The following is a 21,374-nucleotide window of genomic DNA, read 5'->3' on the forward strand; positions in this document are numbered from 1 at the left end:
CGGCACGCCTGCCGTGGCCGGTGCAGCGCGCACTCGGCGCGGGCATCGGTGCGCTGGCGTTCGCGGTCGCCGGCGAACGCCGCAGGGCCGCGCGCGCCAACCTCGCCTTGTGCCTGCCGGCGATGCCGGAACCGGCGCGCGAGACCCTGCTGCGCGAGAGTTTCCGTGACCTCGGAATCGGTCTGTTCGAGTTCGCACGCGCGTGGTGGGGTTCGGTGACGCCTATGCGGCGGACCGTGCGAGTGGAAGGCGTCGAGGCGATCGAGGCGATCCGCGCGCAGGGCCGCGGCGTGCTGCTGGTGTCGGGCCACTTCATGACGCTGGAGATGTGCGGGCGCCTGATGTGCGACCACCTGCCGCTGGCCGGCATGTACCGCCGCCACCGCAGCCCGGTGATGGAGTGGGCGGTCAAGCGCGGGCGCCTGCGGTATGCCTGTGCGATGTTCGCGAACGCCGAATTGCGCCCGGCCATGCGCCACCTCAAGCAGGGCGGATTGCTGTGGTATGCGCCCGACCAGGACATGCGTGGCAAGGAGACGGTGTTCGCGCCGTTCTTCGGCGTCCCGGCGGCGACCATCACCGCGACCCACCAGTTCGCGCGCCTGACCGGGTGCGCGGTTGTGCCGTTCTTCCACCGCCGCGAGGGCGGTGACTACGTGCTGCGGCTGGGTGAACCGCTGGAAGACTTTCCCTCGACCGATCCGGTTGCCGACTCCACGCGGGTCAACGCGGCGATCGAAGCGATGGTGCGCGAGGCCCCAAGCCAGTACCTCTGGATCCACCGCCGTTTCAAGCGGCGCCCTCCCGGCGTCGCCACGCCGTACCGCTGAGCGATTGCCTGCTCAGCCGCTGTGTGCCGGAACCGATGCGGGCACTGACGCAGGCTTGGCCAGCAGGCTACCGGCATACAGCGCAGCCAGCAGCAACGTCAGCCCGCCCCAGAACGTCGAGTAGAACGCCAAGTGGGTGTTGAGCGGGAACACCGTCACCACCAGTGCCAGCATCGCCGGGCGTGCGTGCTCGCGTTGCAGCGGTTCGGCGTAGCGCCACGCGCGCCACGCCAGCGCCGCGCCAGCGAGCCACAGCAGCAGGCCGAACAGACCGGTCTCGCTGACCACCTCCAGCACGATCTGGTGCGCGTGCAGCGCGGGGCCTTCGCCCCACTCCGCCGGCTGGCCACTCTCGGGATCGCAGGCGGGAAACGCCTCGCGGAAGCCGCGCGCACCGACCCCGTTGAATGGATGCCGGCCCGCCATGCACACCGCTGCACCCCAGATCCGGGTGCGGCCCGACAGCGCCACGTCGACGCCCTCCTCGTTCGCCGTCAGCACGTGGGTCGTGCGTACGATCCGGTCGCGCACCTGCGGCGAGGCAAGCGTCAGCACCGCGAGCATCACCGCGCCGAACGCGAACACGCCGGCAAGCTTCTTCCAGCCGAGCATCCGCCAGCCCGACAGCACCAGCACCAGCGCATAGGTGACCCACGACGCGCGCGAGCCGGCCAGCACGACGACCACGCCCATCGCCGCCGCGGCCACCAGCCAGCCCGCAATGCGGAACCGCTGCCCGGCCGCGTGCAGGACGAACGGCGAGAGGCTCGCCAGGACGATGCCGAGCTTGAGGTTGCATGGCCCGAGCACCCCGCTGAGCCGGTCGAGCCCGGCGACTTCCTCGGCGCTGCACATGCCGCGGCCGCTGATCGCGTGCTTGATCGAGTCGATCCCGAAGAACAATGGACTCGTGCCCGTGAACGCCTGAAGCAGCGCATCCACCGTCCAGATGCCGATGATCACCGCCAGGCCGGTGAAAGTCGTCCGCCGACCGCGGCCGTTGGCGACCGCGGACGCGACCAGCCACAGGAACGGCAGGTAGCGCAGGTCCACCGCAGCTTCACGCAGCGCCCGGCCCGGGTCGATCGAGTCGAACGCCGATACCAGTTCGGGCAGCCAGTAGGCGAAGAACAGCACGCTGGTCAGCGCCCAGGCCTGGTGGCTCAGCAACTGGCCGCCACCGCGGAACCGCGAAGTGACCAGCCGGATGATCGCAACCAGCGCCCCAAGCACCAGCACGCCCTCGGCATAGCCGGGTGCGGGCCACAGGGCGACGTAGGCGAGGATCCACGCCGGCGCCCAGCGCCAGCCGGGAACGGCGCCGTTGTGCGGAGGTGAGGTCGTGTCAGTCTGCGAGTTCGGCATAGACGGCCAGGGTGGCTTGCTGCATCGCGTGCAGGGTGTACCGCGCGAGCAGCGGATGGGACGAGACGGGCATCGTACCGGCTGGTACCGACGCGCGTTCGAGCAGCGCACGGCCGCGGACGGCGAGCGCGTCGCCGTCGAACGGCTCGACCGCACCGGCGGGGTGCAGCTCGCGCAGCAATTCACCGACTCCACCGTGCGACCAGCCCAGCACCGGGCGGCCGCACGACAGTGCCTCGACCACGGTGCGCCCGAACGCCTCGGGCTTGCGCGAGAGTTGCAGGACCAGGTTGCAGGCGGCATAGGCCCGTGCGATCGCGTCGGTCGGCGGAGTGAAGGCGATGACACCCTCGATCCCCAACGCGCATGCATGCGTTTCGAGCTCGGTGATGTACGCCGCGCGACCGGCCTCGCGCGCGCCCGGGAGCCACAGCCGCGCGTCCAGGCCATCGGCACGCAGGCGCGCCAACAGCTCCAGCGCATCGACATGGCCCTTGAGCCGGGTGCCACGTCCGGGCAGCAGCAGTAGCGGGCCGTCGCCGCCCAGCGCCGGGTGCTGGGCGACGGCCCAGGCGCGTGCCGCATGGTCCGGCGACGGTGCTGGCGGGAAGGCCAGCGGGTCGATGCCGCGCGGGATCACGCGCAACTTGCCGGCGTCGGTGGCGGGGTAATGCCGGAGGACGTAATCGCGCACGGTCTCCGACACGCAGACGACGCGTTCGCCACGGGTCATCACCGCGCTGTAGCGCGACGGCGAATTCAGCCCGTGCACCGTGCCCACCAGCCGCGGTCTTGATGTGCCCATTCCGCGCAACGCCAGCACCCCGATCCATGCCGGCAGGCGCGAGCGCACGTGGAGGATGTCGGCGCGTTCGCGCCGCAACAATGTCCGCAACGTGCGGACGTGGCGCAGGGTCGCCAGCGACTTGCGGCCGATGTCGAGGGTCACGTGCTCGGCCCCCATCGCCTGCAGGCGCGGCACCAGCCGGCCGCCGGCGGAGACCACGATGGCGCGATGGCCCGCCTCGACCAGCGCCTGCGCGATCTCCAGGGTGGAACGCTCGACCCCGCCGGATTCCAGCGCCGGCAGCAACTGGACGACGGTCAGCCGGCGCACCGGACCGGTCCGGCCGTCCTCAGCCTTCCAGCACGAAGTGCGCGCCGCAGTACGGGCAGTCGCACTCGCGTTCGGCCTCGATCGGCAGGTACACGCGCGGGTGCGAGTTCCACAGCGCCATCGAGGGCAGCGGGCAACTCAACGGCAGGTCGGCGCGCGTGACGGTGTAGCGGCGCTCGGTGTTGGCCTGGGTCGGGAGGTCGTGGGCTGCGGTCATGTCGATGGCAAGGCGGTGCGAGGGCCGCAGTCTACCAGTCGGCCGGGCAGCGGCGCCGTGCCTGTCCGGCTTCGGCCGGGCAGGCGTGCGTGTCCTCAGGCGGGCAGGTCGAACAGCAGCACGTCGGCGCCATTGCCCCGTGCCGTGACCTGCAGCGGGCCCGACTCGCCTTCGAAACCGAGCGCATCGCCGGCGGCCAGCGCCCGCCCGTTGGCCTCGACCGTGCCCTGGGCCACGTGCAGCCAGTAGCGTCGGCCCGGGTCGAGCACCAAGTCCACCGCGGTGTCGGCGGCCGGCCGCGCATTGCGCACCAGCGCGTCCTGCCGGATCGCCAGGCTGCCGTCGCGGGCGTCGGGAGACGCCAGCAGCTGCCAGCCATCGCCGCCGGTGGCGGCCCGCTGCGCGTATGCGGGGGTGGCATTGACCCGGTCCGGTTGCAGCCAGATCTGCAGGAAGTGAACCGGTTCGGTCCCGGAGCCGTTGAACTCGCTGTGGCGCACGCCGTGGCCGGCGCTCATCCACTGCAGCTCGCCCGGACGGATCACGCCGCCGCCTCCGGTGCTGTCCTCATGCGCGAGCGCGCCGTCGAGCACGTAGCTGAGGATCTCCATGTTGGCGTGTCCATGGGTGGGGAAGCCCGCGCCGGGAGCGACGCGGTCCTCGTTGATCACCCGCAGGACACCGAACCCCATCCACGCCGGATCGTAGTAATCGCCGAACGAGAACGTGTGGCGGCTGTCGAGCCAGGCGACGGTCGCGGGGCCGTGCCCCCGGCTGGCGGATGGGCGTTCGATGATCATCCCGGGGTTACTCCGCGCTCTTGGGCACGCCGGCTTCGGTGGTGATGCGGATCCGCACCTCGTCACTGACCGCCGGCGCGTACATGCCGACGCCGAAGTCGGTGCGCTTGATGGTGGTGGTCGCGTCGAAGCCGATCGTCGGCTGGCCGCCCATGTTCTCGCCGACCTTGTTGAGGGTGACGTCGAGCACCACCGGCTTGCTGTTGTCCTTGATGGTCAGCACGCCGGCAACCTTGAGCTTGCCTTCGCCGACGGCCTCGACGCTGGTGCTCTTGAAGGTGGCGACCGGGAACGCGGCGGCGTCGAAGAAGTCGCTGCTGCGCAGGTGCTCGTCGAACTTGGCGGTGTAGCTGTTCATGCCGGCCAGCGGCAGCGTCACTTCGACGCTGGAGGCGGCGACGTCGTCGGCGTCATAGACGATGGTCCCTTCGGCCTGGCCGAAGTGCGCGGTGGGGTTGGAGAAGCCGAAGTGGCTCCACTGTGCGATCACGTCGGTGTGGCTGGGGTCGATCGTGTAGCGGACCGGGTCGGCGAAAGCGGCGGTGCTGGCGGTGGCCAGGGCGGCGGCGAGGATGAGCTTGTTGAACATGGGAAGTACTCCGGAAAGGGGTTTGGATGGGTCAGACGATGCGGGCGGCTTCGTCGAATGCGAGCCGCGGGGAACGCGGGAACAGCCTGGCGGGGTCGCCATGGCCAAGGTTGACCAGGAAGTTGGACTTGATCGCGGTGCCGGCGAAGAACAGCTCGTCGACCATGGCGTTGTTGAAGCCCGACATCGGGCCGGTGTCCAGCCCGAGCGCGCGGGCGGCCAGGATCAGATAGGCCCCCTGCAGGCTGCCGTTGCGGAACGCGGCGACGCTGCGGCCCTCACGCGGACCCTCGAACCAGCTCTTGGCGTCGGTGTGCGGGAACAGGTATGGCAGCTTCTCGTGGAAGTCCTCGTCATGGCCGACGATCACCGTCACCGGCGCGGCCATGGTCTTGGCGCGGTTGCCCTCGTCCAGCGCCGGCGCCAGCCTGGCCTTGGCTTCGGGCGACTTCACGAACACCAGGCGGGCCGGCCCCATGTTGGCGCTGGTCGGGCCCCACTTGAGCAGGTCGTACAGCGCGCGCAGGGTCTCGTCGCTGACCTCGCCGCCCAACTCGTTGTGGGTGCGGGCGGTGCGGAAGAGCTGGTCCAGGGACGCGTCGTCGAGGGCGTGGCCAGGTGCGTGCGGGGTCGAGGGCATTCACTATCTCCGTCGGGAGCCGCGAGGGAGCCGCGGCGGATCGGGCAAGTGTAGAGTCTCGCGTATCCAGCAACACCCGGCCTTTTCGAAACGGATTAACGACACCAGTGGAACGATCACCCGCCACGTCCATCTGGACCGTCACCGACGGGCACGCCGGCAACCTGCGCCAGGCGCAGGCGCTGGCGGCGGCGCTGGGTGGACGTCCGCACCATTGCACGGTGCACCCCCGGGCGCCGTGGCGCTGGCTGGCACCCCGGCGCCTTCCGCTGGCGCGCGCCGGGCTGGGCAATGCACTGGGGCGCTTGCTCGACGAGCCACCGGCGCTGGCGATCGGCTGCGGCCGGCAGGCGGCGCTGGCCACCCGCGTGCTGCGTTCGCGCGGCAGCCGGGCCGTGCAGATCCTGGATCCGCGGCTGTCGACGCGGCACTGGGACCTGGTGATCGCGCCCGAGCACGACGGGCTGGACGGCGACAACGTGATCCGCCTGCTCGGCAGCCTCCACCCGGTGGATGACGCCTGGTTGGCCACAGCGCGCGGGCATTTCGCCGCGCTCGGCACCCTGGCGCAGCCGCGCACCGCCCTTCTGCTGGGCGGCATCAGCGCGCACGCCCGGTTCGCACCGGCCATGGTCGACGCGCTGGTCGAGCGCCTGCACCGCACGGTCGAGGCCGAGGGCGGGTGCCTGATGGTCACCACCTCGCGTCGAACGCCGGACGAGGTTGTCGCCCGGCTGCGCGGGCGGCTGCAGGGCAAGACCCACGTGGTGCTCAACGGACCGGGCGACGGCGGCAACCTCTACCCCGGCATGCTCGCGTGGGCGGACCGCATCGTCTGCACCGCCGATTCGGTCAACATGGTGTCGGAGGCCTGCGCGACCCACGCACCGGTGTTCGTCGCCGGCATCGATGAACTGCGCGGGCGGCCCCGCCGTTTCCTCGACAGCCTGCTCGGACTGGGACGGGTGCGGGGTGTCGACGACGTGCTGGCACCGTTCGCGGCGACCCCGCTGCGCGAGACCGGCCGGGTCGCGGCCGAGGTGCGGCGAAGGCTCGACCTCGCCGGCTGAGCGCCGCGTCAGTCGCGCGCGTCGAAGACCAGGCCGTGCGCCCGCACCGCCTCGCGGATCGCCTGGCGCGCGGTCTCCACACGCGCGTCCGGCGGCACGCGGCGGGTACGCCGGTCGAGCGTGCATTCCAGCCCCAGCGCGAGCAGGGTCGAATGGGCCGACTGCAAGTCTTCGCGGCGCCGGGCATCGAACACGCCGGCGCGGTGCAGCGCGTCGACCAGCCCCGGCGTATCGCGCGGCTGCAGCAGCAACGGGTGCTCGTCGGCATGGTCCAGTACCAGCGCCTGCAGCAGGAACTCCAGGTCCACCAGCCCGCCCTCGCCCTGCTTGAGGTCGAACGCCGCCGCGTCGCTGCGGTCCAGCTCGGCACGCATGCGCGCGCGCATCTTCGAGACGTCCACGCGGACCTGTGCCGGGTCGCGCGGCCGTGCCAGGGTCTGGTCGCGCACCGCGCCGAAATCCGCGCACAGGCTGTCATCGCCCACCAGGCAGCGGGCGCGCACCAGTGCCTGGTGCTCCCAGTTCCAGGCCCGGTGGCGCTGGTAGTCGGCAAAACTAGCCAGCGATGACACCAGCAGGCCCTTGGCGCCGTCGGGACGCAGGCGCACGTCGACGTCGAACAGCCGGCCGGCCGCCGACGGCGCACCCAGCAGCGCGACGACCTTCTGCGCCAGGCGCGCGAACCAGCGCGAGGCATCGAGCGGCCGCGTACCGTCGGACTGGGCGTCGGCCGGTGCGTCGTACAGGAAGACGAGGTCCAGGTCGGAACCGAAGCCGAGCTCTTCACCACCGAGGCTGCCGTAGCCGAGCACCGCGAACCGGGCGCCCGGCACCCGGCCATGCGCGGCGGCGACCTCGCGCCCGGCCAGGGTCAGCACGCGGCGGACCACGCCATCGGCCAGCCAGGCCAGTTGGCGGGCACTGTCGACCGCCGGCTGGCGGCCGTCGCGGGTGGCCATCGCGATGCGGAAGCTCAGTGCCTGGCGCACCTCGTTGAGCACGTTGAGCACCGCCTCGGTGTCGTCGGGTTCGGTGTCGTCGCGGTCGCTGGCCACCATCACGCACGCCTCGATCAGCGCCTCGCGGTCCGGGAGCGGCCCGGCGACGCGCGAGTCGAGCAGTTCGTCGAGCAACAGCGGGTGCAGCGCGAGCCGCTCCGCCAGCAAGGCGCTCTGGCCGACCACTTCCACCAGCCGCGACAGCGCCGCCGGTTGCTCGTCAAGCAACGCCAGGTAGGCGCTGCGGCGCAGGATGTTGTGCAGCAGCGCGACCATCCGCCGCAGCGCCAGCAGCGGCTGGCTTGAGCGGGCCGCGCCCTGCAGCAATGCCGGCAGCACGCGGTCCAGCCGCGCCCGGGTGCCATCCGACAACCCGCGCACGCCGGGGCTACGGGCGAAATCGCGCAACAGCGCATCGGCCTCGCGCGACTCGGCGAAGCCGGCGTCGGCAAGCACCTCGCTGTCGGCCTCGCCGGCCGATTCGCCCGACGCGCCGACGTCGCGCCAGTACGCCGCAAGCGCATCGGCCGCCTGTGGTCGCCGGCGCGGTGCCAGCAATGCGGCAAATTCCCCGCTCACCAGCGCGCGGTGTGCATCGAGCGCGCTTCGCAGCGACGACCAGTCCGCATGGCCCAGTGCCGTCGCGATCCGCGCGCGGTCGACATCGCTGTCGGGCAGCGAGTGGACCTGCGCATCGCGCAGCATCTGCAGCCTGTTTTCCAGCCGTCGCAGGAACCGGTACGCCTCCGCGAGTGCGGCGCCGGCCTCCGGCTCGACCTGGTTCGCGTCGACCAGCAGCGACAGCGCCGCGAGCAGGCCGCGCTCGCGCAGCTCGGGTTCGCGCCCGCCGCGGATCAGCTGCAGCGCCTGCACCAGGAACTCGATCTCGCGGATGCCGCCCGGCCCGCGCTTGATGTCGTCGGCCAGCTCCTTGCGCGCGACCTCGGCAGTGATCGCCGCCTTCATCGCGCGCAGACCGTCGAGCGCGCCGAAGTCGAGGTAGCGGCGGTAGACGAACGGCCGCAGCACGTCGAGGAAGCGGCTGCCGGCGTCGAGGTCGCCGGCCACCGGCCGCGCCTTCTGCCATGCATAGCGCTCCCAGTCGCGCCCTTCGTGCTGGAAGTACTGCTCCATCGCGGCGAATGACCAGGCCACACGGCCGGCGTTGCCGTACGGGCGCAGCCGCAGGTCGACCCGGTGGCAGAAGCCGTCCGCGGTGACTTCGTCCAGCAGTTTGGCCAGGTGCTGCCCGACGCGCGAGAACCACGCCTCGGCCGCGAGTGGCCGCGCGCCGTCGGACTCGCCGCCGTGCTCGTAGCCGTAGACCAGGTCCACGTCGGAGCTGAAGTTCAGTTCGCCGCCGCCGAGCTTGCCGAGGCCGAACACGACCAGCCGCTGGGGCATGCCATCCGGATCACGGACGACGCCGTGGCGGCTGGCGACATCGTGTTCGACCGCGTCGAGTGCGAGCCGCAGGCAGGTCTCGGCCAGCGCGGTGCTGCCGGCGAGGGTCGCTTCCACGTCGTCCAGCCCGTGCACGTCGCGCCATATCAGCCGCGTCGAAGCCGCCACCCGGTAGCGGCGCAACAGCATCGGCCACGTATCACGGTTGCCCGGGTCCAGCACGGGGACGGGCAGTGGGGCGGTGCCATCGTCGGCCAGAAGGCGCGCGAGCAGGTCCGGCTGACGCACCAGCACGTCGACCGCGAAGTCGCTCGCCAGTGCGACCGGCCGCAGCCGCCCGGCGTGGCGCGCAGCGTCCGGCACGGATTCGGCCAGGCGGTCGAGCGAGCGCTGCACGGCGTCGGTGGCGACGGCGGGTACGGAGTCGGGTGCGGCGGACTGGGTCATCGCCGCGAATGATGGCATGCAACAAAAAAGCGCCGGCTGCCCGTGGGCCGCCGGCGCTGCGGTCATGTTGCCTGACCGGCTACAGGGACTTGTCGGCGTTCACCCGGCCCCGCCCGTACTGCGCGTCGAGCCCCGCCGCCCCCTTGTCGTCGGCCCCATGGGTCAGCGCCGACAGCACGGCACTCGGACTCATCGAACCGCCATTCGCCCCGATGATCAGCGCCGCCACGCCGGTCACGTGCGGCGCGGCCATGCTCGTACCGCTCGCCCAGCCCCACCCGTTGTTGCTCGTGCTGAACATGTAGTCGAACACCCAGCACGGGCGCAGCTGGCCGGCGATCAGGCAGACCTCGTTGCCTGGATAGTCCCAGTCGCCGCCCGGCGCGGCGAAGTTGACCACCACCTTGCCGAAGCTGCTGTAGTGCGACAGCAGGTCGAGGTCGGTCATTGGGCTCAGCGCCCAGCCTTCCGGCGCCGTGGCCGAAACCCCGATGACGCCGTGCAGGCCGCCCGGGAACGCGATCAGCTTGTTTCCGAACCCGTCGGTCGCGGTGTCGAAGTCGATGCCGTCGTTGCCGGCCGAGGCGATCAGCGTGGTGCCGTTCTGGCGCGCGTAGGTCACCGCCCGCAGGACCGCACCGACGAGCGTGTGCGTGTCGGGCGTCACCGGCAGGCCGCCTTGGACGCCCAGGCTCATGTTGACCAGGTCGGCGTCGACGTCGGCCGCGTGCACGATGCCGCCGATGATGCTCGCGAAGCTGCCCGAACCGGTGTAGGCCGACAGCACCTTGACCGCGACGATCTCCGCTTCCGGCGCGACCCCGATCGTGCCGTAGGCGTTGTCCGCCGCGGCCACCGTACCGGCAACGTGCGTGCCGTGGTTGAAGCCCGCCGGCAGGTCGCACAGCGCCTCGCCATCCACGAACGACGCGCTCAGGGCGAGGTTGAGGTTGGGCGCCAGGTCCGGGTGGTCGCAGTCGATGCCCGAATCCAGCACCGCGACGCGCACGCCTGCACCGCGCTCGCCGGTCCGCTCCCACGCCTCGGGCGCGTCGATCGCGTCGTGGCCCCACTGCAGGTCGAAAAAGAAGTCGTCGTCACCGCTGTTGGGCGGATTGGCGGCCGTCTCGGTCAGGTCGACCGTCGGTCCCGTCCGGGGCAGGCCGAACTCGAGCACGCGGTCCTCGGTCACCGACTGCAACGCCCGCACCCGGCGCGCGCGCGCCGGGAAGCCGGTGTCGGACTCCACGATCGCCACGCCGATCCCGGGATGGCGGGCGACCACCTGTCCGCCCAATGCCTCGACCTGCGCTGACAGCGCGGCGTCGAAATCCAGGGCCCGAGCCTGCACCACGTAAGTGGCTGCGTGCGCACTGCCTGCCGCCGTCGCCGCGGCGATGGCCAGCACCAAGCTGAAACGTTTCATTAGCGCTCTCTCCGATAACGTGTGACTTGCGTCACGGTTATCCCCCGCGCGCCACGAAGATAGCAGAGCCGGACCGGCCCGCAACGCACGCAATCGGGCGATCGGGCCGGCCACGTCGCGGTGACCGCCGATCGGGAAGCGCCTTTGGCTACAGGCAAATAAAAAGCCCGCCCCGGACGAACCGGTTGCGGGCCTGCTCCCTCCCCCACGTCGGGATGCGGGTCGATCGTGAAGGAATCGTTACACCGATTGCACGCTGCAGTGCAAAAAAGAACTGGGCAGTCTGCTAATGCCGCCTCGACGGTCCGCGTTGCACCGGCGGGAACCCGCTGCTAGCTTCCCCGACGGGGTTGGGAGGGGATCCGCAGTGTCCGATACAGACATCACCCGGCTGCTGGCGCTTGCCCGCGACGGCGATTCGGCGCAGCTCGGCGCGGTATTCGAAGCCTTGTATCCCGAACTTCGCCGGCTGGCCGGTTCGCGCATGTATGGGCGCCAGTCCACGGTAACGCCGACGGTATTGGTGCACGAGCTGTTCCTGCGCATCAGCCAGGGTTCGCCGATGTCGCTGGCCGACCGCAGCCATTTCTTCGCGGCGTCGGCCCGGGCCATGCGATGGATCATGGTCGAGCACGCACGCCAGCGCGCCAGCGGCAAGCGTGGCGGTGACCAGGTCATGGTGAGCCTCGACGAGCAACTGCCGGATGCGCCGCCGGCACTCACCAACGTGCTGATGCTCGACCAGTCGCTGGAAGCGTTGGAAGCGATCAGCCCGCAGCGCAGGCAGATCGTCGAACTGCGCTATTTCGCGGGGATGGAATACGCCGAGATCGCCAGCGCGCTCGGAATTTCGGAACGCACCGTCTACCGGGAGTGGGAGCGTGCGCGCGCGTTCCTGCAGGCCATGCTGGACGACGCCGATGGCAACGGCGACGAGGGCCGCGCCTGACCGCTCGACGGCGTGGCAGTTCGGTGCGCCGAATCTCGTGAGGACGATGATGGATCACGAAAAGATCGCGCAGTGGCAGGCTGCCGACGCGGCGTTCGACCAGTGGCTCGACCTGCCCGGGCCTGAGCGCGACACCTGGTTGGCAGCGCAATCTCTGCCCGAGCCGGTGCGGCGCCGCCTCGTCCAGCTGATCTCCGCCCATGAGCGGCCTCGCGCGTCGCTCGACCCCGCCGGCAGTGACCTCCGCGGTTGCCGCCTGGGCGACTGGACGCTGGAACACGAGCTCGGCCGCGGCGGCATGGCCGTGGTGTACCGGGCTTGGCGCGAGCAGGGCATGGCGCGGCAGCAGGCCGCGGTGAAGATCCTGACCATCGGTGCGCTCGGCGCGGCCGGCCGCGACCGTTTCCGCCGCGAGGCTGCGATCCTCGCCCGCCTCAACCATCCCAACGTAACCGCGCTGATCGACTCGGGCGTGGCGGGCGACGGCACTTTCTGGCTGGCGATGCCCCTCGTGGAAGGCGAGCGCATAGATCGCTGGTGCGAGACCCACGGGCTGGACTCGCACGCGATTGTCCGGCTGTACCTGCAGGTCTGCGGCGCCGTGGCGTACGCGCACCGCAACCTCGTAATCCACCGCGACATCAAGCCTTCCAACGTACTGGTCGACGGCGGCGGCCACGTACGTCTGCTCGACTTCGGCATAGGCCAGTTCGCCGACAACGAGGACGAACGCACACACACGCTGTGGCGCGCGTTGACCCCCGGCTACGCCGCTCCCGAACAGTTGACGGGTGCAGCGCCGAGCACCGCGGTCGACATCTACGGACTGGGTGCATTGCTACACCGGCTCCTGACCGGCCGCACCCCCCAATCGCCCACCGAAGGCACCGATACCACCCGACCCTCGCTCCTGGTGCGCAGCGCCGACGACGCCTACCACCGCCATTACGTCCCGTTGAAGAACGACCTCGACCGCGTGTTGCTCAAGGCCCTCGCCGAGCAACCCGAGCGCCGCTACGCCACCGCCGAGGCATTGGCCGACGACCTGCGTCGCTGGCTCGACGGCCAACCGGTGCTCGCGCAGCCGCCCAAACTGGCCTATCGCGTGCGCAAGTTCGTCGGCCGCAACAAGGTGGGCGTCGCCGCATCGATCCTGTTGGCGCTGAGCGTCGGCGCCGGCATAGGGGCGACGTTGTGGCAGGCGGCCGAGGCTCGCCGCGCCGCGGAGCGCGCAATCGCCCAGGAGCGGCGGGCGGCGGCGGCGCGTGACTTCCTCGTGCAGTTGTTCGAAGCCAATGATCCGGACGAGGCGATGGGCCGCCCACTGGCGGCCCGGGACATCCTCGACCAGGGTGCCCACCGCATCCGCGGCGCATTCGCCGACACGCCCCTGCTGCGCGCAGAGATGCTGGTCTTGCTCGGCGATCTGTACCGGAGGATCGATGAACTGGATGCGGCCGCGCCGCTGTTGGCCGAAGGGGTCGTGCTGGCGGAACGCGCCGGCGACTCGACGACCCTCACCGAGGCCATGCTCGGGCAAGGTCTGCTGGACGCCGCGGCGAACCGCCATGAAGCGGCACTCACGCAGTTCGATTCGGTCGCCCGAAGACTGGCGGCCGATGGGCGCGTACCAGGCGAGAAGCATGGCCAGCTGATCATGCATCGGACAGATTCGCTGCTTGCACTGGGCAGGGTACCGATGGCCGTAGCCGACGCGGAAGCCGCGCTGTCGCGTGCCCGCAACCGCACCTCGTCGTCCACCGGGGAAATGTTCTTCTACCTTCGTGCGCTGAGTTCGGCACTCTCCGTCGCAGGTCACGACCAGCGCGCGGAAGAACTTCTGGTCGAGGCCATCATGTTGCGGAACGTGGACAAGCTGCCGCCCACCGACAGGCTTGTGGTGCATACCGGACTTGCCGACTTCGCGCTCGCGCGAGGCGAGCTCGCGACGGCGCTGAAGCAATCGTCAGTCGCACTCGAACTGGCCGACCAGGTTTACCTGCCAACGAATCCGAATCGCGGCGCGGTGCTGAACTTGCGCGGCGTGATCCTGACCCACATGGCGCGGTTCGACGAGGCGGTATCGGCGCTGGTTGAATCGATTTCGATCCTGGAGTCGATCCCCGATGGACAGGCTTCCAACCTTGCTGGGCGCTATAACAATCTGGCGTTGGCCTTGGACAATGCCGAGCGTGACGAAGAAGCCGAACCACACATGATCCGCGCGCTCGAGTTGGCCGGGGAAGCATTTGGCAAGGACGACCCGCGGTACGCCATCGCCACCGCCAACCTGGGCAATCTCTATCGTCAGGCCGGGCGCCATGAGGAAGCAGACAAACTACTGGGCGAAGGTCTGCGGATGCGTACCGAACTGCTTGGGGAAGACCACCCTTACGTTGGCCACGGACTGATCCAGGTGGCGCGCCTGCGGCTACGCGAGGGCCGCCCGGGAGAAGCGGCTGACCTCGCACGCCAAGCCAGCGAGATCTACCGTAATGCGCAGTACAAGGATCCGCGCCGGCTTGCGTCCACGGACGAGGTGCGCGCGGTCGCACTGGCCGCGCTCGGACGCGTCGACGAAGCCGTCGCACTGTTCGACCAGGCGGTCGCCGAGGCCCGTGCGGCCGGAATCGATAATGGCGTCGAGTGGCCGCGAGTCATGGCTGCCCGTGCCGAGATGTTCGCCCGGCACCGGCCCGAGGCCGCGGATGAAGCCATCGCGGAAGCGGTCAGGGCACACCGGGAGATCTACGGTGACGCCCATCCCGGCACTCGTAGGATGCTTGCCCTCGCCGCACCGCCGCCCTGAACATCCGGTCATCCCCTCGCAGGTCGAGGCACCTGTGGAGCCGTGATGGCGACGGCCTTGGGCTGGCAGGCCGCGGCGGCGTTTTTCGTGGAGTGGGAAGTTGGCGCCGCTGGCGTCGATCGTCTTCTACATCGAGGTGTCCACCAATGCACGCTCCCCAGACTTCCACCACCCTCGCCCGCGCGGCGGCATGTGCGTTGCTCTTGTCAGTACTTGCGGCGTGCGAGCGCAACGCGACTACGGCATCCGCCGAACCGGCGGCCGAACCGCAGATGGTCGGATCCGTCCCTGCCGCCTATGGCACCGCCCGGCACGCAGCCACGGAACGGCTGGACCTCACCGCCGCCACGCTCGACGCGTACCTGCGCGGCATGGAACAGGAGATTGCGCTGATGCGTGCCAGTGGCCGCTCTTTCGTATCGCTGTCCCGGCACGACGAGGAGGGGCGGCAGGTGGCCGCGGCGGCGGGTCTGGCGTTGCACGACTACACGCGGGTCCGGGACGCCGTGCAGAAGGTGCTCTACGAACGGATGCTCCATGAGCGTTATGCCGGCGCCGATGGCAACGCTCGCCTTGCCGGATTGGAGCCGCACAAGCGGGACCACGCCAAGGACGTGCTCGCGCGCGATCCGTTCGCTTCGCTGTCGACCAGCGAGCGCGATGTCATGCAACAGCGGCTAAGCGACCTGAGGGCGCAATACGACCGTTACATGGCGTTGGCAGCGGTCGGGGACTAAGCCGCCGGTCCTCGCTATCACCGGCGCGCCGGACCATCACCGCCGGCGGCAGGGTCGGCGATCGCGTGCGCGGTAGAAGAAAGCCTCCCTGTTCCTGTCAGTTCGCGGCTCCGGTTTTCGTGGTTGGAGGGTCCGGCATTCATGCACGGCACTTCCATCACGATCACGGAGACACACTCGATGCAATTCCGCGCCTTCCCCCCCGCCCTCAAACTCCTCCCGCTCTCCCTAGCGCTTGGCTTGGCGATCGCGTCGCCGGCCAGGGCCGCCGTCGACGGTCCCGCGTGCTGGGTGTTCGACACCACCACCCAGACTTGGCAGCAGGACACCTCGATCGACCGTACCCAGGGGAACGAGCACGGTGACCGCAACAGTACCTGTAGTGCCGACGCCACTGCTTATGGCGAAGGGAACAATGCCAGTGCAGCCGGCAGCACGGCCGTGGGTCGCGCCAACATCGCCCGCGGCTCCAGCAGTACCGCCGTCGGCAGCCAGAACACGGCAAGCGGCGTGCAGTCGTCGGCCGTTGGCCACAGCAACGAGGCCAGCGCCCAGAACGCCGTCGCACTTGGCAGCTTCAATGATGCAACCGCAAACAGCAGCAGCGCGGTCGGCGTCTCCAATACTGCCAACGGGACCGGCAGCAGTGCATTCGGCTGGCAGAACACCACCAGCAGCTCGGACGCCAGCGCAGTCGGACACTTCAATACGGCCAGTGGCAACCGCAGCAGCGCGTTCGGCGCCAGCAATGTCGCTTCCGGCGGCAATGCGTCCGCATTCGGGTATGGAAACGAGGTCTCCGGTACGCAAAGCAGCGCGTTCGGCTACATGAGCGCTGCAGCAGGAGACAACGCGAACGCCATGGGACGCGCCAATGTCGCCAACGGGAACGGAAGCAATGCGTTCGGCTCCAACAACGAGGCGATCGGCGCCGGTGCCAGCGCGTTCGGTTACAACAACACCGCCGAAGGCGAGCGGAGCAGCGCGTTTGGCTATGAGACCGTCGCAAGTGGTGTACGCAGCAGCGCCGTCGGCTACGCGTCCACGGCCACTGGTCAACAGAGCCTGGCCTTTGGCGTACGAGCCAATGCGGCCGGATACGAAGCCATTGCCATCGGCCGGGAAGCCGCCGTGCTGGCGGAGGGTGCAACCGGCTCCACCGCCACCGGCGGCGTGGCGATCGGCGCCATGGCGCAGGTGACCTTGGCCGCCACCAACTCGGTCGCCATCGGCGCCGGCTCGGTGGCCAACGAGGCCAACACCTTCTCGGTCGGCGCGGTCGACAACGAGCGCCGCATCACCAATGTCGCGGATGCTGTCGCCGGCACCGACGCGGTCAACCTGCGGCAGCTGCAGTCGGCGCTTGATGGCGTGGTCGGCGGAGGCGGTGTCAGCGAGGCCCGTGTGCAGGAGATCGCCGACGCGGGTGACGCGGCCACGCTCGCCAGCGCGAATGCGTACGCCGATGCAGGCGACGCGGCGACACTGGCCGATGCCAACGCCTATACCGACACGCGCGAGGCGGCCATCCGCGCCGACATCGAGGCCGGCGGCGCCGCGACCCTGGCCGAGGCGAACGCCTACACCGACACGCGAGAGGTCGCCATCCGCACCGACATGGAAGCCGGCGATGCGGCGACCCTGGCCAGCGCGAATGAGTACACCGACACCCGCGAAGCGTCCGTGCGGACTGACATGCAGGCCGGCGACACGGCTACGCTGTCGGCCGCCAATGCCTATACCGACACGGCAATCCAGCAACTGGTCGGGTTCGATGTTGGCGGGATCAACGACCGCATGACGGTGCTGGAGGATCGCTTCGAGGACGTCGACCGTCGCCTGCACCACCAGGACGACAGGATCGACCGCAACGGCGCCATGGGTGCCGCGATGCTCAACATGGCGATCAACGCCGCCGGCAGCGACGGCGGGCGTGGCCGGGTCGCGGTCGGTGCCGGGTTCCAGGGCGGGAAGAAGGGCCTGTCGGTGGGCTACGGAAAGCGGATGGGCCGCACGTCGATTTCGCTCGGGGCGGCATTCAGCGGCAGTGAGCGTTCGGCCGGCGTCGGCTTCGGACTGGATCTCTGAACCACGGCAACTGCATGCCCTGCCGGTGGGCGGGGCGTGCAGTCAGGCCACCCGCAAAAGAAAACCCCGCCTTCCGGCGGGGTTTTTTTGTTGCATCGGTGGAGCGTGATGGCTGGCTTAGAAGCCCATGCCACCCATGTCGCCCATGCCACCGCCCGGCGGCATCGCCGGCTCGTCCTTCTTCGGCAGTTCGCCGACCATCGCTTCGGTCGTGATCATCAGACCGGCGATCGAAGCGGCGTTCTGCAGCGCGGTGCGGGTCACCTTGGTCGGATCCAGGATGCCGGCTTCGAGCATGTCGACGTACTCGCCGGTGGCGGCGTTGTAGCCGTAGCTGCCCTTGCCTTCCTTGACCGCGTTGACGATCACCGACGGCTCTTCGCCGGCATTGGTGACGATCTCGCGCAGCGGGGCTTCCATCGCACGGCGGGCGATCTGGATACCGTGGTTCTGGTCCTCGTTGTCGCCCTTAAGGTCGGCAACCGCGGCCAGCGCACGGATCAGGGCGACGCCGCCGCCCGGGACGATGCCCTCTTCGACGGCCGCGCGGGTCGCGTGCAGTGCGTCCTCGACGCGCGCCTTCTTCTCCTTCATCTCGATCTCGGTCGAGGCACCGACCTTGATCACCGCCACGCCGCCGGCCAGCTTGGCCACGCGCTCCTGCAGCTTCTCGCGGTCGTAGTCGGAGGAGGTCTCCTCGATCTGCGCCTTGATCTGCTTGATGCGGGCCTCGATCGAGCCGGTGTCGCCGGCGCCGTCGATGATGGTGGTGTTCTCCTTGGAGACCTGCACCTTCTTCGCGCGGCCCAGGTCGTTGATGGTCGCCTTCTCGAGCTGCAGGCCGACCTCCTCGGAGATCACGGTGCCGCCGGTCAGCACGGCCATGTCTTCCAGCATCGCCTTGCGACGGTCGCCGAAGCCCGGGGCCTTGACGGCGCAGACCTTGACGATCCCGCGGATGGTGTTGACCACCAGGGTGGCCAGCGCCTCGCCCTCGACGTCCTCGGCGACGATCAGCAGCGGCTTGCCGGCCTTGGCCACGCCCTCGAGGACCGGCAGCAGGTCACGCACGTTGGAGATCTTCTTGTCGTAGAGCAGGATGAACGGGTCGTCCAGCTCGGCCTGCATCGACTGCTGGTTGTTGATGAAGTACGGCGACAGGTAGCCGCGGTCGAACTGCATGCCCTCGACCACGTCCAGCTCGTTCTCCAGGCCAGAACCGTCCTCGACGGTGATCACGCCTTCCTTGCCGACCTTGTCCATCGCCTGCGCGATGAGGTCGCCGATCTGGGTGTCGGAGTTGGCCGAGATCGCGCCGACCTGGGCGATTTCCTTGCTCGTCGACGACGGCTTGGAGATGTTCTTCAGCTCGGCGACGGCGCCGGTCACGGCCTTGTCGATGCCGCGCTTGAGGTCCATCGGGTTCATGCCGGCGGCGACCGCCTTCATGCCCTCGCGGATCAGCGCCTGGGCCAGCACGGTCGCGGTGGTGGTGCCGTCACCGGCGTTGTCGGAGGTCCGGGAAGCGACTTCCTTGACCATCTGCGCGCCCATGTTCTCGAACTTGTCGGCCAGCTCGATCTCCTTGGCGACGGACACGCCGTCCTTGGTGATCGTCGGCGCGCCGAAGCTCTTGTCGAGCACGACGTTGCGGCCCTTCGGGCCCAGGGTGGCCTTGACGGCATTGGCGAGCGTGTTGACGCCGCGCAGCATCTTGGAGCGCGCGTCTTCGCCGAAACGGATTTCCTTGGCAGCCATTGCGGATTACCTCAAAAGAAGTTCAAAAAAAGGGAAATGGGAAACGGAAGCGCGCCGCGATCAGCCGAGGATCGCGAAGATGTCGTCTTCCTTCACCACCAGATAGTCGGTGCCGTCGAGCTTGACCTCGGTACCGGAGTACTTGCCGAACAGGACCTTGTCGCCAGCCTTGACCTTCGGCGCGCGCACGCTGCCGTTGTCCAGGGCCTTGCCCTCGCCGACCGCGATGACCTCGCCCTTGATCGGCTTCTCGGTGGCCGAATCCGGAATGACGATGCCGCCGGCGGACATCTTTTCTTCTTCCATGCGCTTGATGACCACGCGGTCGAACAACGGCTTGATGTTCATGAGCTACAACCTCGTAAGTGGTTGAAAGGGTGGGGAAAGAACGCGAAATTTAGCAGTCGCCCCGCTTGAGTGCCAAGTCCGGGAGCGGCCGTGCCCGGCAAGCCGGGACTGCGCTGGAGATGGGGGGCGCCGGCAGGCTTTCAAGGGGCTGCGTCGGAACGGGCGCCGATGCCGGGCATGCACCGGAGGACACGCGCAAAAAAAGGACGCGCCCCCTGGTGGAGACGCGTCCTTCCGGTTTCGGGATTGGCTTTCCGAGCTCGGCGCGTCCCGCGCCTCTCCCCTGACCTGGACCCCCATGTCAGGTCGACGTCCTGTCGACCAGGGGCGATATTGGTCCAATCCAGTCACCTTGACCACTGTTTTCCATACGGCGAACCGTCTCCATCGGTGGCACAAAGTCGTGACGTGGTTCGAAGCAATCACTGGTTTCGGCGTTCATCGGTGATATTGCTACCGATAGCGCGCAGCTTCATGTTAATTTCGGGCGCTCCGTTACCCCGAGTAGCCACGCCAATGACACCCGCCCTTCGCATCCGTCTCGCCCGCCGCCACGGCGGTCTGTCGCAGGCCGCACTCGCCGCCGCGGTCGGCGTCCAGCGAAGCGCGGTCAGCCATTGGGAGGGCAACCCCGGCAAGTCGCCCAGCGCCGCGCACCTGCGCGAGATCGCGCTGGTCACCGGCGTCCAGTTCGAGTGGCTGGCCACCGGGCGCGGCAAGATGACGCTGACGACCGAGGTCGAGATGGACTCGATCGCGGCCGCGGACGCGCTGCTGGTCGACGACCCGCTCGAGCTTCGGTTGATCGGCGCATTCCGCGACAGCCCGGTACGCGCCCGCGCGCCGCTGGTCGAAGTGGTCGAACAGCTTGCGCAACGCCGGGTCGGGCGTCCGAGGAACACCTGACCGGCCGCTTCCGCCAAGCCCGGGCGACGCCGCTGGGCTAGGCTAATGCGCCCCACCCGAGCCTCCGTGATGCCTGTCCTGGTCTGCCTGTGCACGTGCCCCGACGACGCCAGCGCCCGCGTGATCGCCGACGCGCTGGTCGACGAGCGGCTGGCCGCTTGCGTCAGCCGCCTGCCCGGCCTGCACTCGACCTACCGCTGGGAGGACCGGGTGGAGCACGGCACGGAAGTGCTGTTGCTGATCAAGACCACCGCCGACCGGCTGGCGGCGATGACCGCGCGGGTGCAGGCGCTGCATCCGTATGAACTCCCCGAACTGGTCGCGGTCGAAGCCGCTGGCGGCCTCGCCCCGTACCTGGCCTGGGTGGCCGAGCAGACCCGACACGATGACTGATTCCCGGAAGGCCGGCCGCTGGCTGGCATTGCTGCTCGGCATGCTGGCCGGCACCACGCACGCGGCGATCGACCCGGACGACCTGCTGCCGGTCGACGAGGCCTTCGCGCTGCAGGCCGAAGCGACCCCCGACGGCGCGATCGGGATCCGATGGGACATCGCCGACGGCTACTACCTGTATCGCCACCGCACGAGCGTGGCGGCCGACGCGGGCTTTACCGCCGGCGAGTTGCGCCTGCCGGCCGGCACGCCGTACGAGGACGAGTTCTTCGGGAAGGTCGAGACCTACCGCGACCGGCTGATCGCGACGCTGCCGGGGCAGGCGCGCGCGGCCAGCACCACGCTGACCATCAAGTACCAGGGCTGCGCCGACGCGGGCATCTGCTACCCGCCGCAGACACGCAGGATCACCGTGGCCTTGCCGGGCGCGCCGGCGGGCCCGGGGGCTGGCACCGGCCTGCTCGGCCGTGGTGGCGGCGCGGC

Annotated in this window: 19 protein-coding genes; 9 read left to right on the plus strand and 10 right to left on the minus strand. The window is 69.5% G+C overall.

The features are described from left to right. Positions 1-830: LpxL/LpxP family Kdo(2)-lipid IV(A) lauroyl/palmitoleoyl acyltransferase (gene lpxL, locus ACKVMH_RS08440; protein WP_459167106.1), on the plus strand; the 830-nt coding region annotated here is incomplete at its 5' end. A gap of 12 nt (positions 831-842) precedes the next feature. Here lpxL and ACKVMH_RS08445 read toward each other — a convergent pair. The 6 genes from ACKVMH_RS08445 to ACKVMH_RS08470 form a co-directional block, all read right to left on the minus strand. Continuing rightward, positions 843-2,195: an O-antigen ligase family protein gene (locus ACKVMH_RS08445; RefSeq protein ID WP_412699957.1), complete on the minus strand. Its 1,353-nt coding sequence runs from the start codon at positions 2,193-2,195 to the stop codon at positions 843-845. After that, positions 2,176-3,312, minus strand: coding sequence for a glycosyltransferase (locus tag ACKVMH_RS08450; protein WP_412699958.1), 1,137 nt, complete (start codon positions 3,310-3,312; stop codon positions 2,176-2,178). Before ACKVMH_RS08450 ends, ACKVMH_RS08445 begins: the two co-directional genes overlap by 20 nt. 19 nt (positions 3,313-3,331) lie before the next feature. Beyond that, a complete protein-coding gene (locus ACKVMH_RS08455; RefSeq protein ID WP_215219529.1) occupies positions 3,332-3,529 on the minus strand; it encodes a zinc-finger domain-containing protein in 198 nt (65 codons plus the stop codon). 95 nt (positions 3,530-3,624) lie between these two features. After that, positions 3,625-4,329 (minus strand): pirin family protein, encoded by a 705-nt coding sequence (locus tag ACKVMH_RS08460; RefSeq protein ID WP_412699959.1) that lies wholly within the window; start codon positions 4,327-4,329, stop codon positions 3,625-3,627. 7 nt (positions 4,330-4,336) lie between these two features. Beyond that, a complete protein-coding gene (locus tag ACKVMH_RS08465) occupies positions 4,337-5,020 on the minus strand; it encodes a YceI family protein (protein WP_412699960.1) in 684 nt (227 codons plus the stop codon). Continuing rightward, entirely contained in the window at positions 4,950-5,558 is a 609-nt protein-coding gene (locus tag ACKVMH_RS08470; protein ID WP_215219526.1) for a malonic semialdehyde reductase, read from the minus strand. Before ACKVMH_RS08470 ends, ACKVMH_RS08465 begins: the two co-directional genes overlap by 71 nt. A 107-nt stretch (positions 5,559-5,665) precedes the next feature. Here ACKVMH_RS08470 and ACKVMH_RS08475 point away from each other — a divergent pair, with 107 nt between their 5' ends. Further along, positions 5,666-6,628 carry a mitochondrial fission ELM1 family protein gene (locus ACKVMH_RS08475; RefSeq protein ID WP_412699961.1) on the plus strand — a complete coding sequence of 321 codons (963 nt, stop codon included), beginning with the start codon at positions 5,666-5,668 and terminating at the stop codon, positions 6,626-6,628. A gap of 8 nt (positions 6,629-6,636) precedes the next feature. On the opposite strand, the gene glnE is transcribed toward ACKVMH_RS08475, so the two are convergent. Together glnE and ACKVMH_RS08485 are read right to left on the minus strand one after the other, a co-directional pair. Next, complete coding sequence (glnE, locus tag ACKVMH_RS08480; RefSeq protein WP_412699962.1) at positions 6,637-9,477, minus strand: bifunctional [glutamate--ammonia ligase]-adenylyl-L-tyrosine phosphorylase/[glutamate--ammonia-ligase] adenylyltransferase; 2,841 nt, start codon at positions 9,475-9,477, stop codon at positions 6,637-6,639. Positions 9,478-9,556: 79 nt separating this feature from the next. Then, positions 9,557-10,903: a S8 family peptidase gene (locus ACKVMH_RS08485; protein WP_412699963.1), complete on the minus strand. Its 1,347-nt coding sequence runs from the start codon at positions 10,901-10,903 to the stop codon at positions 9,557-9,559. Between the two features lie 367 nt (positions 10,904-11,270). On the opposite strand from ACKVMH_RS08485, the gene ACKVMH_RS08490 reads away from it, so the two are divergent. From ACKVMH_RS08490 to ACKVMH_RS08505, 4 genes are all read left to right on the plus strand, one after another. Further along, positions 11,271-11,852: an ECF-type sigma factor gene (locus tag ACKVMH_RS08490; RefSeq protein WP_412699964.1), complete on the plus strand. Its 582-nt coding sequence runs from the start codon at positions 11,271-11,273 to the stop codon at positions 11,850-11,852. Continuing rightward, positions 11,824-14,661 carry a protein kinase domain-containing protein gene (locus tag ACKVMH_RS08495; protein WP_412699965.1) on the plus strand — a complete coding sequence of 946 codons (2,838 nt, stop codon included), beginning with the start codon at positions 11,824-11,826 and terminating at the stop codon, positions 14,659-14,661. The genes ACKVMH_RS08490 and ACKVMH_RS08495 overlap by 29 nt, the downstream gene beginning before the upstream one ends. Positions 14,662-14,807: 146 nt before the next feature. Then, positions 14,808-15,398: a hypothetical protein gene (locus ACKVMH_RS08500; RefSeq protein WP_412699966.1), complete on the plus strand. Its 591-nt coding sequence runs from the start codon at positions 14,808-14,810 to the stop codon at positions 15,396-15,398. 180 nt (positions 15,399-15,578) lie between these two features. After that, positions 15,579-17,486 carry a hypothetical protein gene (locus ACKVMH_RS08505; protein ID WP_412699967.1) on the plus strand — a complete coding sequence of 636 codons (1,908 nt, stop codon included), beginning with the start codon at positions 15,579-15,581 and terminating at the stop codon, positions 17,484-17,486. A gap of 117 nt (positions 17,487-17,603) precedes the next feature. Here ACKVMH_RS08505 and groL read toward each other — a convergent pair whose 3' ends face one another. Together groL and groES are read right to left on the minus strand one after the other, a co-directional pair. After that, the gene (groL, locus tag ACKVMH_RS08510; RefSeq protein ID WP_215219522.1) at positions 17,604-19,244 is read right to left on the minus strand and encodes a chaperonin GroEL; all 1,641 of its coding nucleotides are present in this window, start codon (positions 19,242-19,244) and stop codon (positions 17,604-17,606) included. A gap of 60 nt (positions 19,245-19,304) precedes the next feature. Continuing rightward, complete coding sequence (groES, locus tag ACKVMH_RS08515) at positions 19,305-19,592, minus strand: co-chaperone GroES (RefSeq protein WP_036210755.1); 288 nt, start codon at positions 19,590-19,592, stop codon at positions 19,305-19,307. Positions 19,593-20,108: 516 nt separating this feature from the next. Between groES and ACKVMH_RS08520 the strand changes: the two genes are divergently transcribed. The 3 genes from ACKVMH_RS08520 to ACKVMH_RS08530 form a co-directional block, all read left to right on the plus strand. After that, positions 20,109-20,498, plus strand: coding sequence for a helix-turn-helix transcriptional regulator (locus tag ACKVMH_RS08520; protein WP_215219521.1), 390 nt, complete (start codon positions 20,109-20,111; stop codon positions 20,496-20,498). A gap of 69 nt (positions 20,499-20,567) precedes the next feature. Further along, positions 20,568-20,891 carry a divalent-cation tolerance protein CutA gene (cutA, locus tag ACKVMH_RS08525; protein ID WP_215219520.1) on the plus strand — a complete coding sequence of 108 codons (324 nt, stop codon included), beginning with the start codon at positions 20,568-20,570 and terminating at the stop codon, positions 20,889-20,891. Next, positions 20,884-21,374 (plus strand): protein-disulfide reductase DsbD domain-containing protein (locus ACKVMH_RS08530; protein ID WP_412699968.1); only part of this gene is annotated, 491 nt, incomplete at its 3' end. The genes cutA and ACKVMH_RS08530, both read left to right, overlap by 8 nt.

The sequence above is a fragment of the Lysobacter zhanggongensis genome, assembly GCF_046638635.1.
GTDB classification, from domain to species: domain Bacteria; phylum Pseudomonadota; class Gammaproteobacteria; order Xanthomonadales; family Xanthomonadaceae; genus Novilysobacter; species Novilysobacter luteus.

What these genes read in the sequence shown, in the direction of transcription:
- ACKVMH_RS08485 (WP_412699963.1), bottom strand. Translation starts at nt 10,903, where the DNA reads ATGAAACGTTTCAGCTTGGTGCTGGCCATCGCCGCGGCGACGGCGGCA.
- ACKVMH_RS08455 (WP_215219529.1), bottom strand. Translation starts at nt 3,529, where the DNA reads ATGACCGCAGCCCACGACCTCCCGACCCAGGCCAACACCGAGCGCCGC.
- ACKVMH_RS08445 (WP_412699957.1), bottom strand. Translation starts at nt 2,195, where the DNA reads ATGCCGAACTCGCAGACTGACACGACCTCACCTCCGCACAACGGCGCC.
- groL (WP_215219522.1), bottom strand. Translation starts at nt 19,244, where the DNA reads ATGGCTGCCAAGGAAATCCGTTTCGGCGAAGACGCGCGCTCCAAGATG.
- ACKVMH_RS08500 (WP_412699966.1), top strand. Translation starts at nt 14,808, where the DNA reads ATGCACGCTCCCCAGACTTCCACCACCCTCGCCCGCGCGGCGGCATGT.
- glnE (WP_412699962.1), bottom strand. Translation starts at nt 9,477, where the DNA reads ATGACCCAGTCCGCCGCACCCGACTCCGTACCCGCCGTCGCCACCGAC.
- ACKVMH_RS08495 (WP_412699965.1), top strand. Translation starts at nt 11,824, where the DNA reads ATGGCAACGGCGACGAGGGCCGCGCCTGACCGCTCGACGGCGTGGCAG.
- ACKVMH_RS08460 (WP_412699959.1), bottom strand. Translation starts at nt 4,329, where the DNA reads ATGATCATCGAACGCCCATCCGCCAGCCGGGGGCACGGCCCCGCGACC.
- groES (WP_036210755.1), bottom strand. Translation starts at nt 19,592, where the DNA reads ATGAACATCAAGCCGTTGTTCGACCGCGTGGTCATCAAGCGCATGGAA.
- ACKVMH_RS08520 (WP_215219521.1), top strand. Translation starts at nt 20,109, where the DNA reads ATGACACCCGCCCTTCGCATCCGTCTCGCCCGCCGCCACGGCGGTCTG.
- ACKVMH_RS08505 (WP_412699967.1), top strand. Translation starts at nt 15,579, where the DNA reads ATGCAATTCCGCGCCTTCCCCCCCGCCCTCAAACTCCTCCCGCTCTCC.
- ACKVMH_RS08465 (WP_412699960.1), bottom strand. Translation starts at nt 5,020, where the DNA reads ATGGCGACCCCGCCAGGCTGTTCCCGCGTTCCCCGCGGCTCGCATTCG.
- ACKVMH_RS08470 (WP_215219526.1), bottom strand. Translation starts at nt 5,558, where the DNA reads ATGCCCTCGACCCCGCACGCACCTGGCCACGCCCTCGACGACGCGTCC.
- cutA (WP_215219520.1), top strand. Translation starts at nt 20,568, where the DNA reads ATGCCTGTCCTGGTCTGCCTGTGCACGTGCCCCGACGACGCCAGCGCC.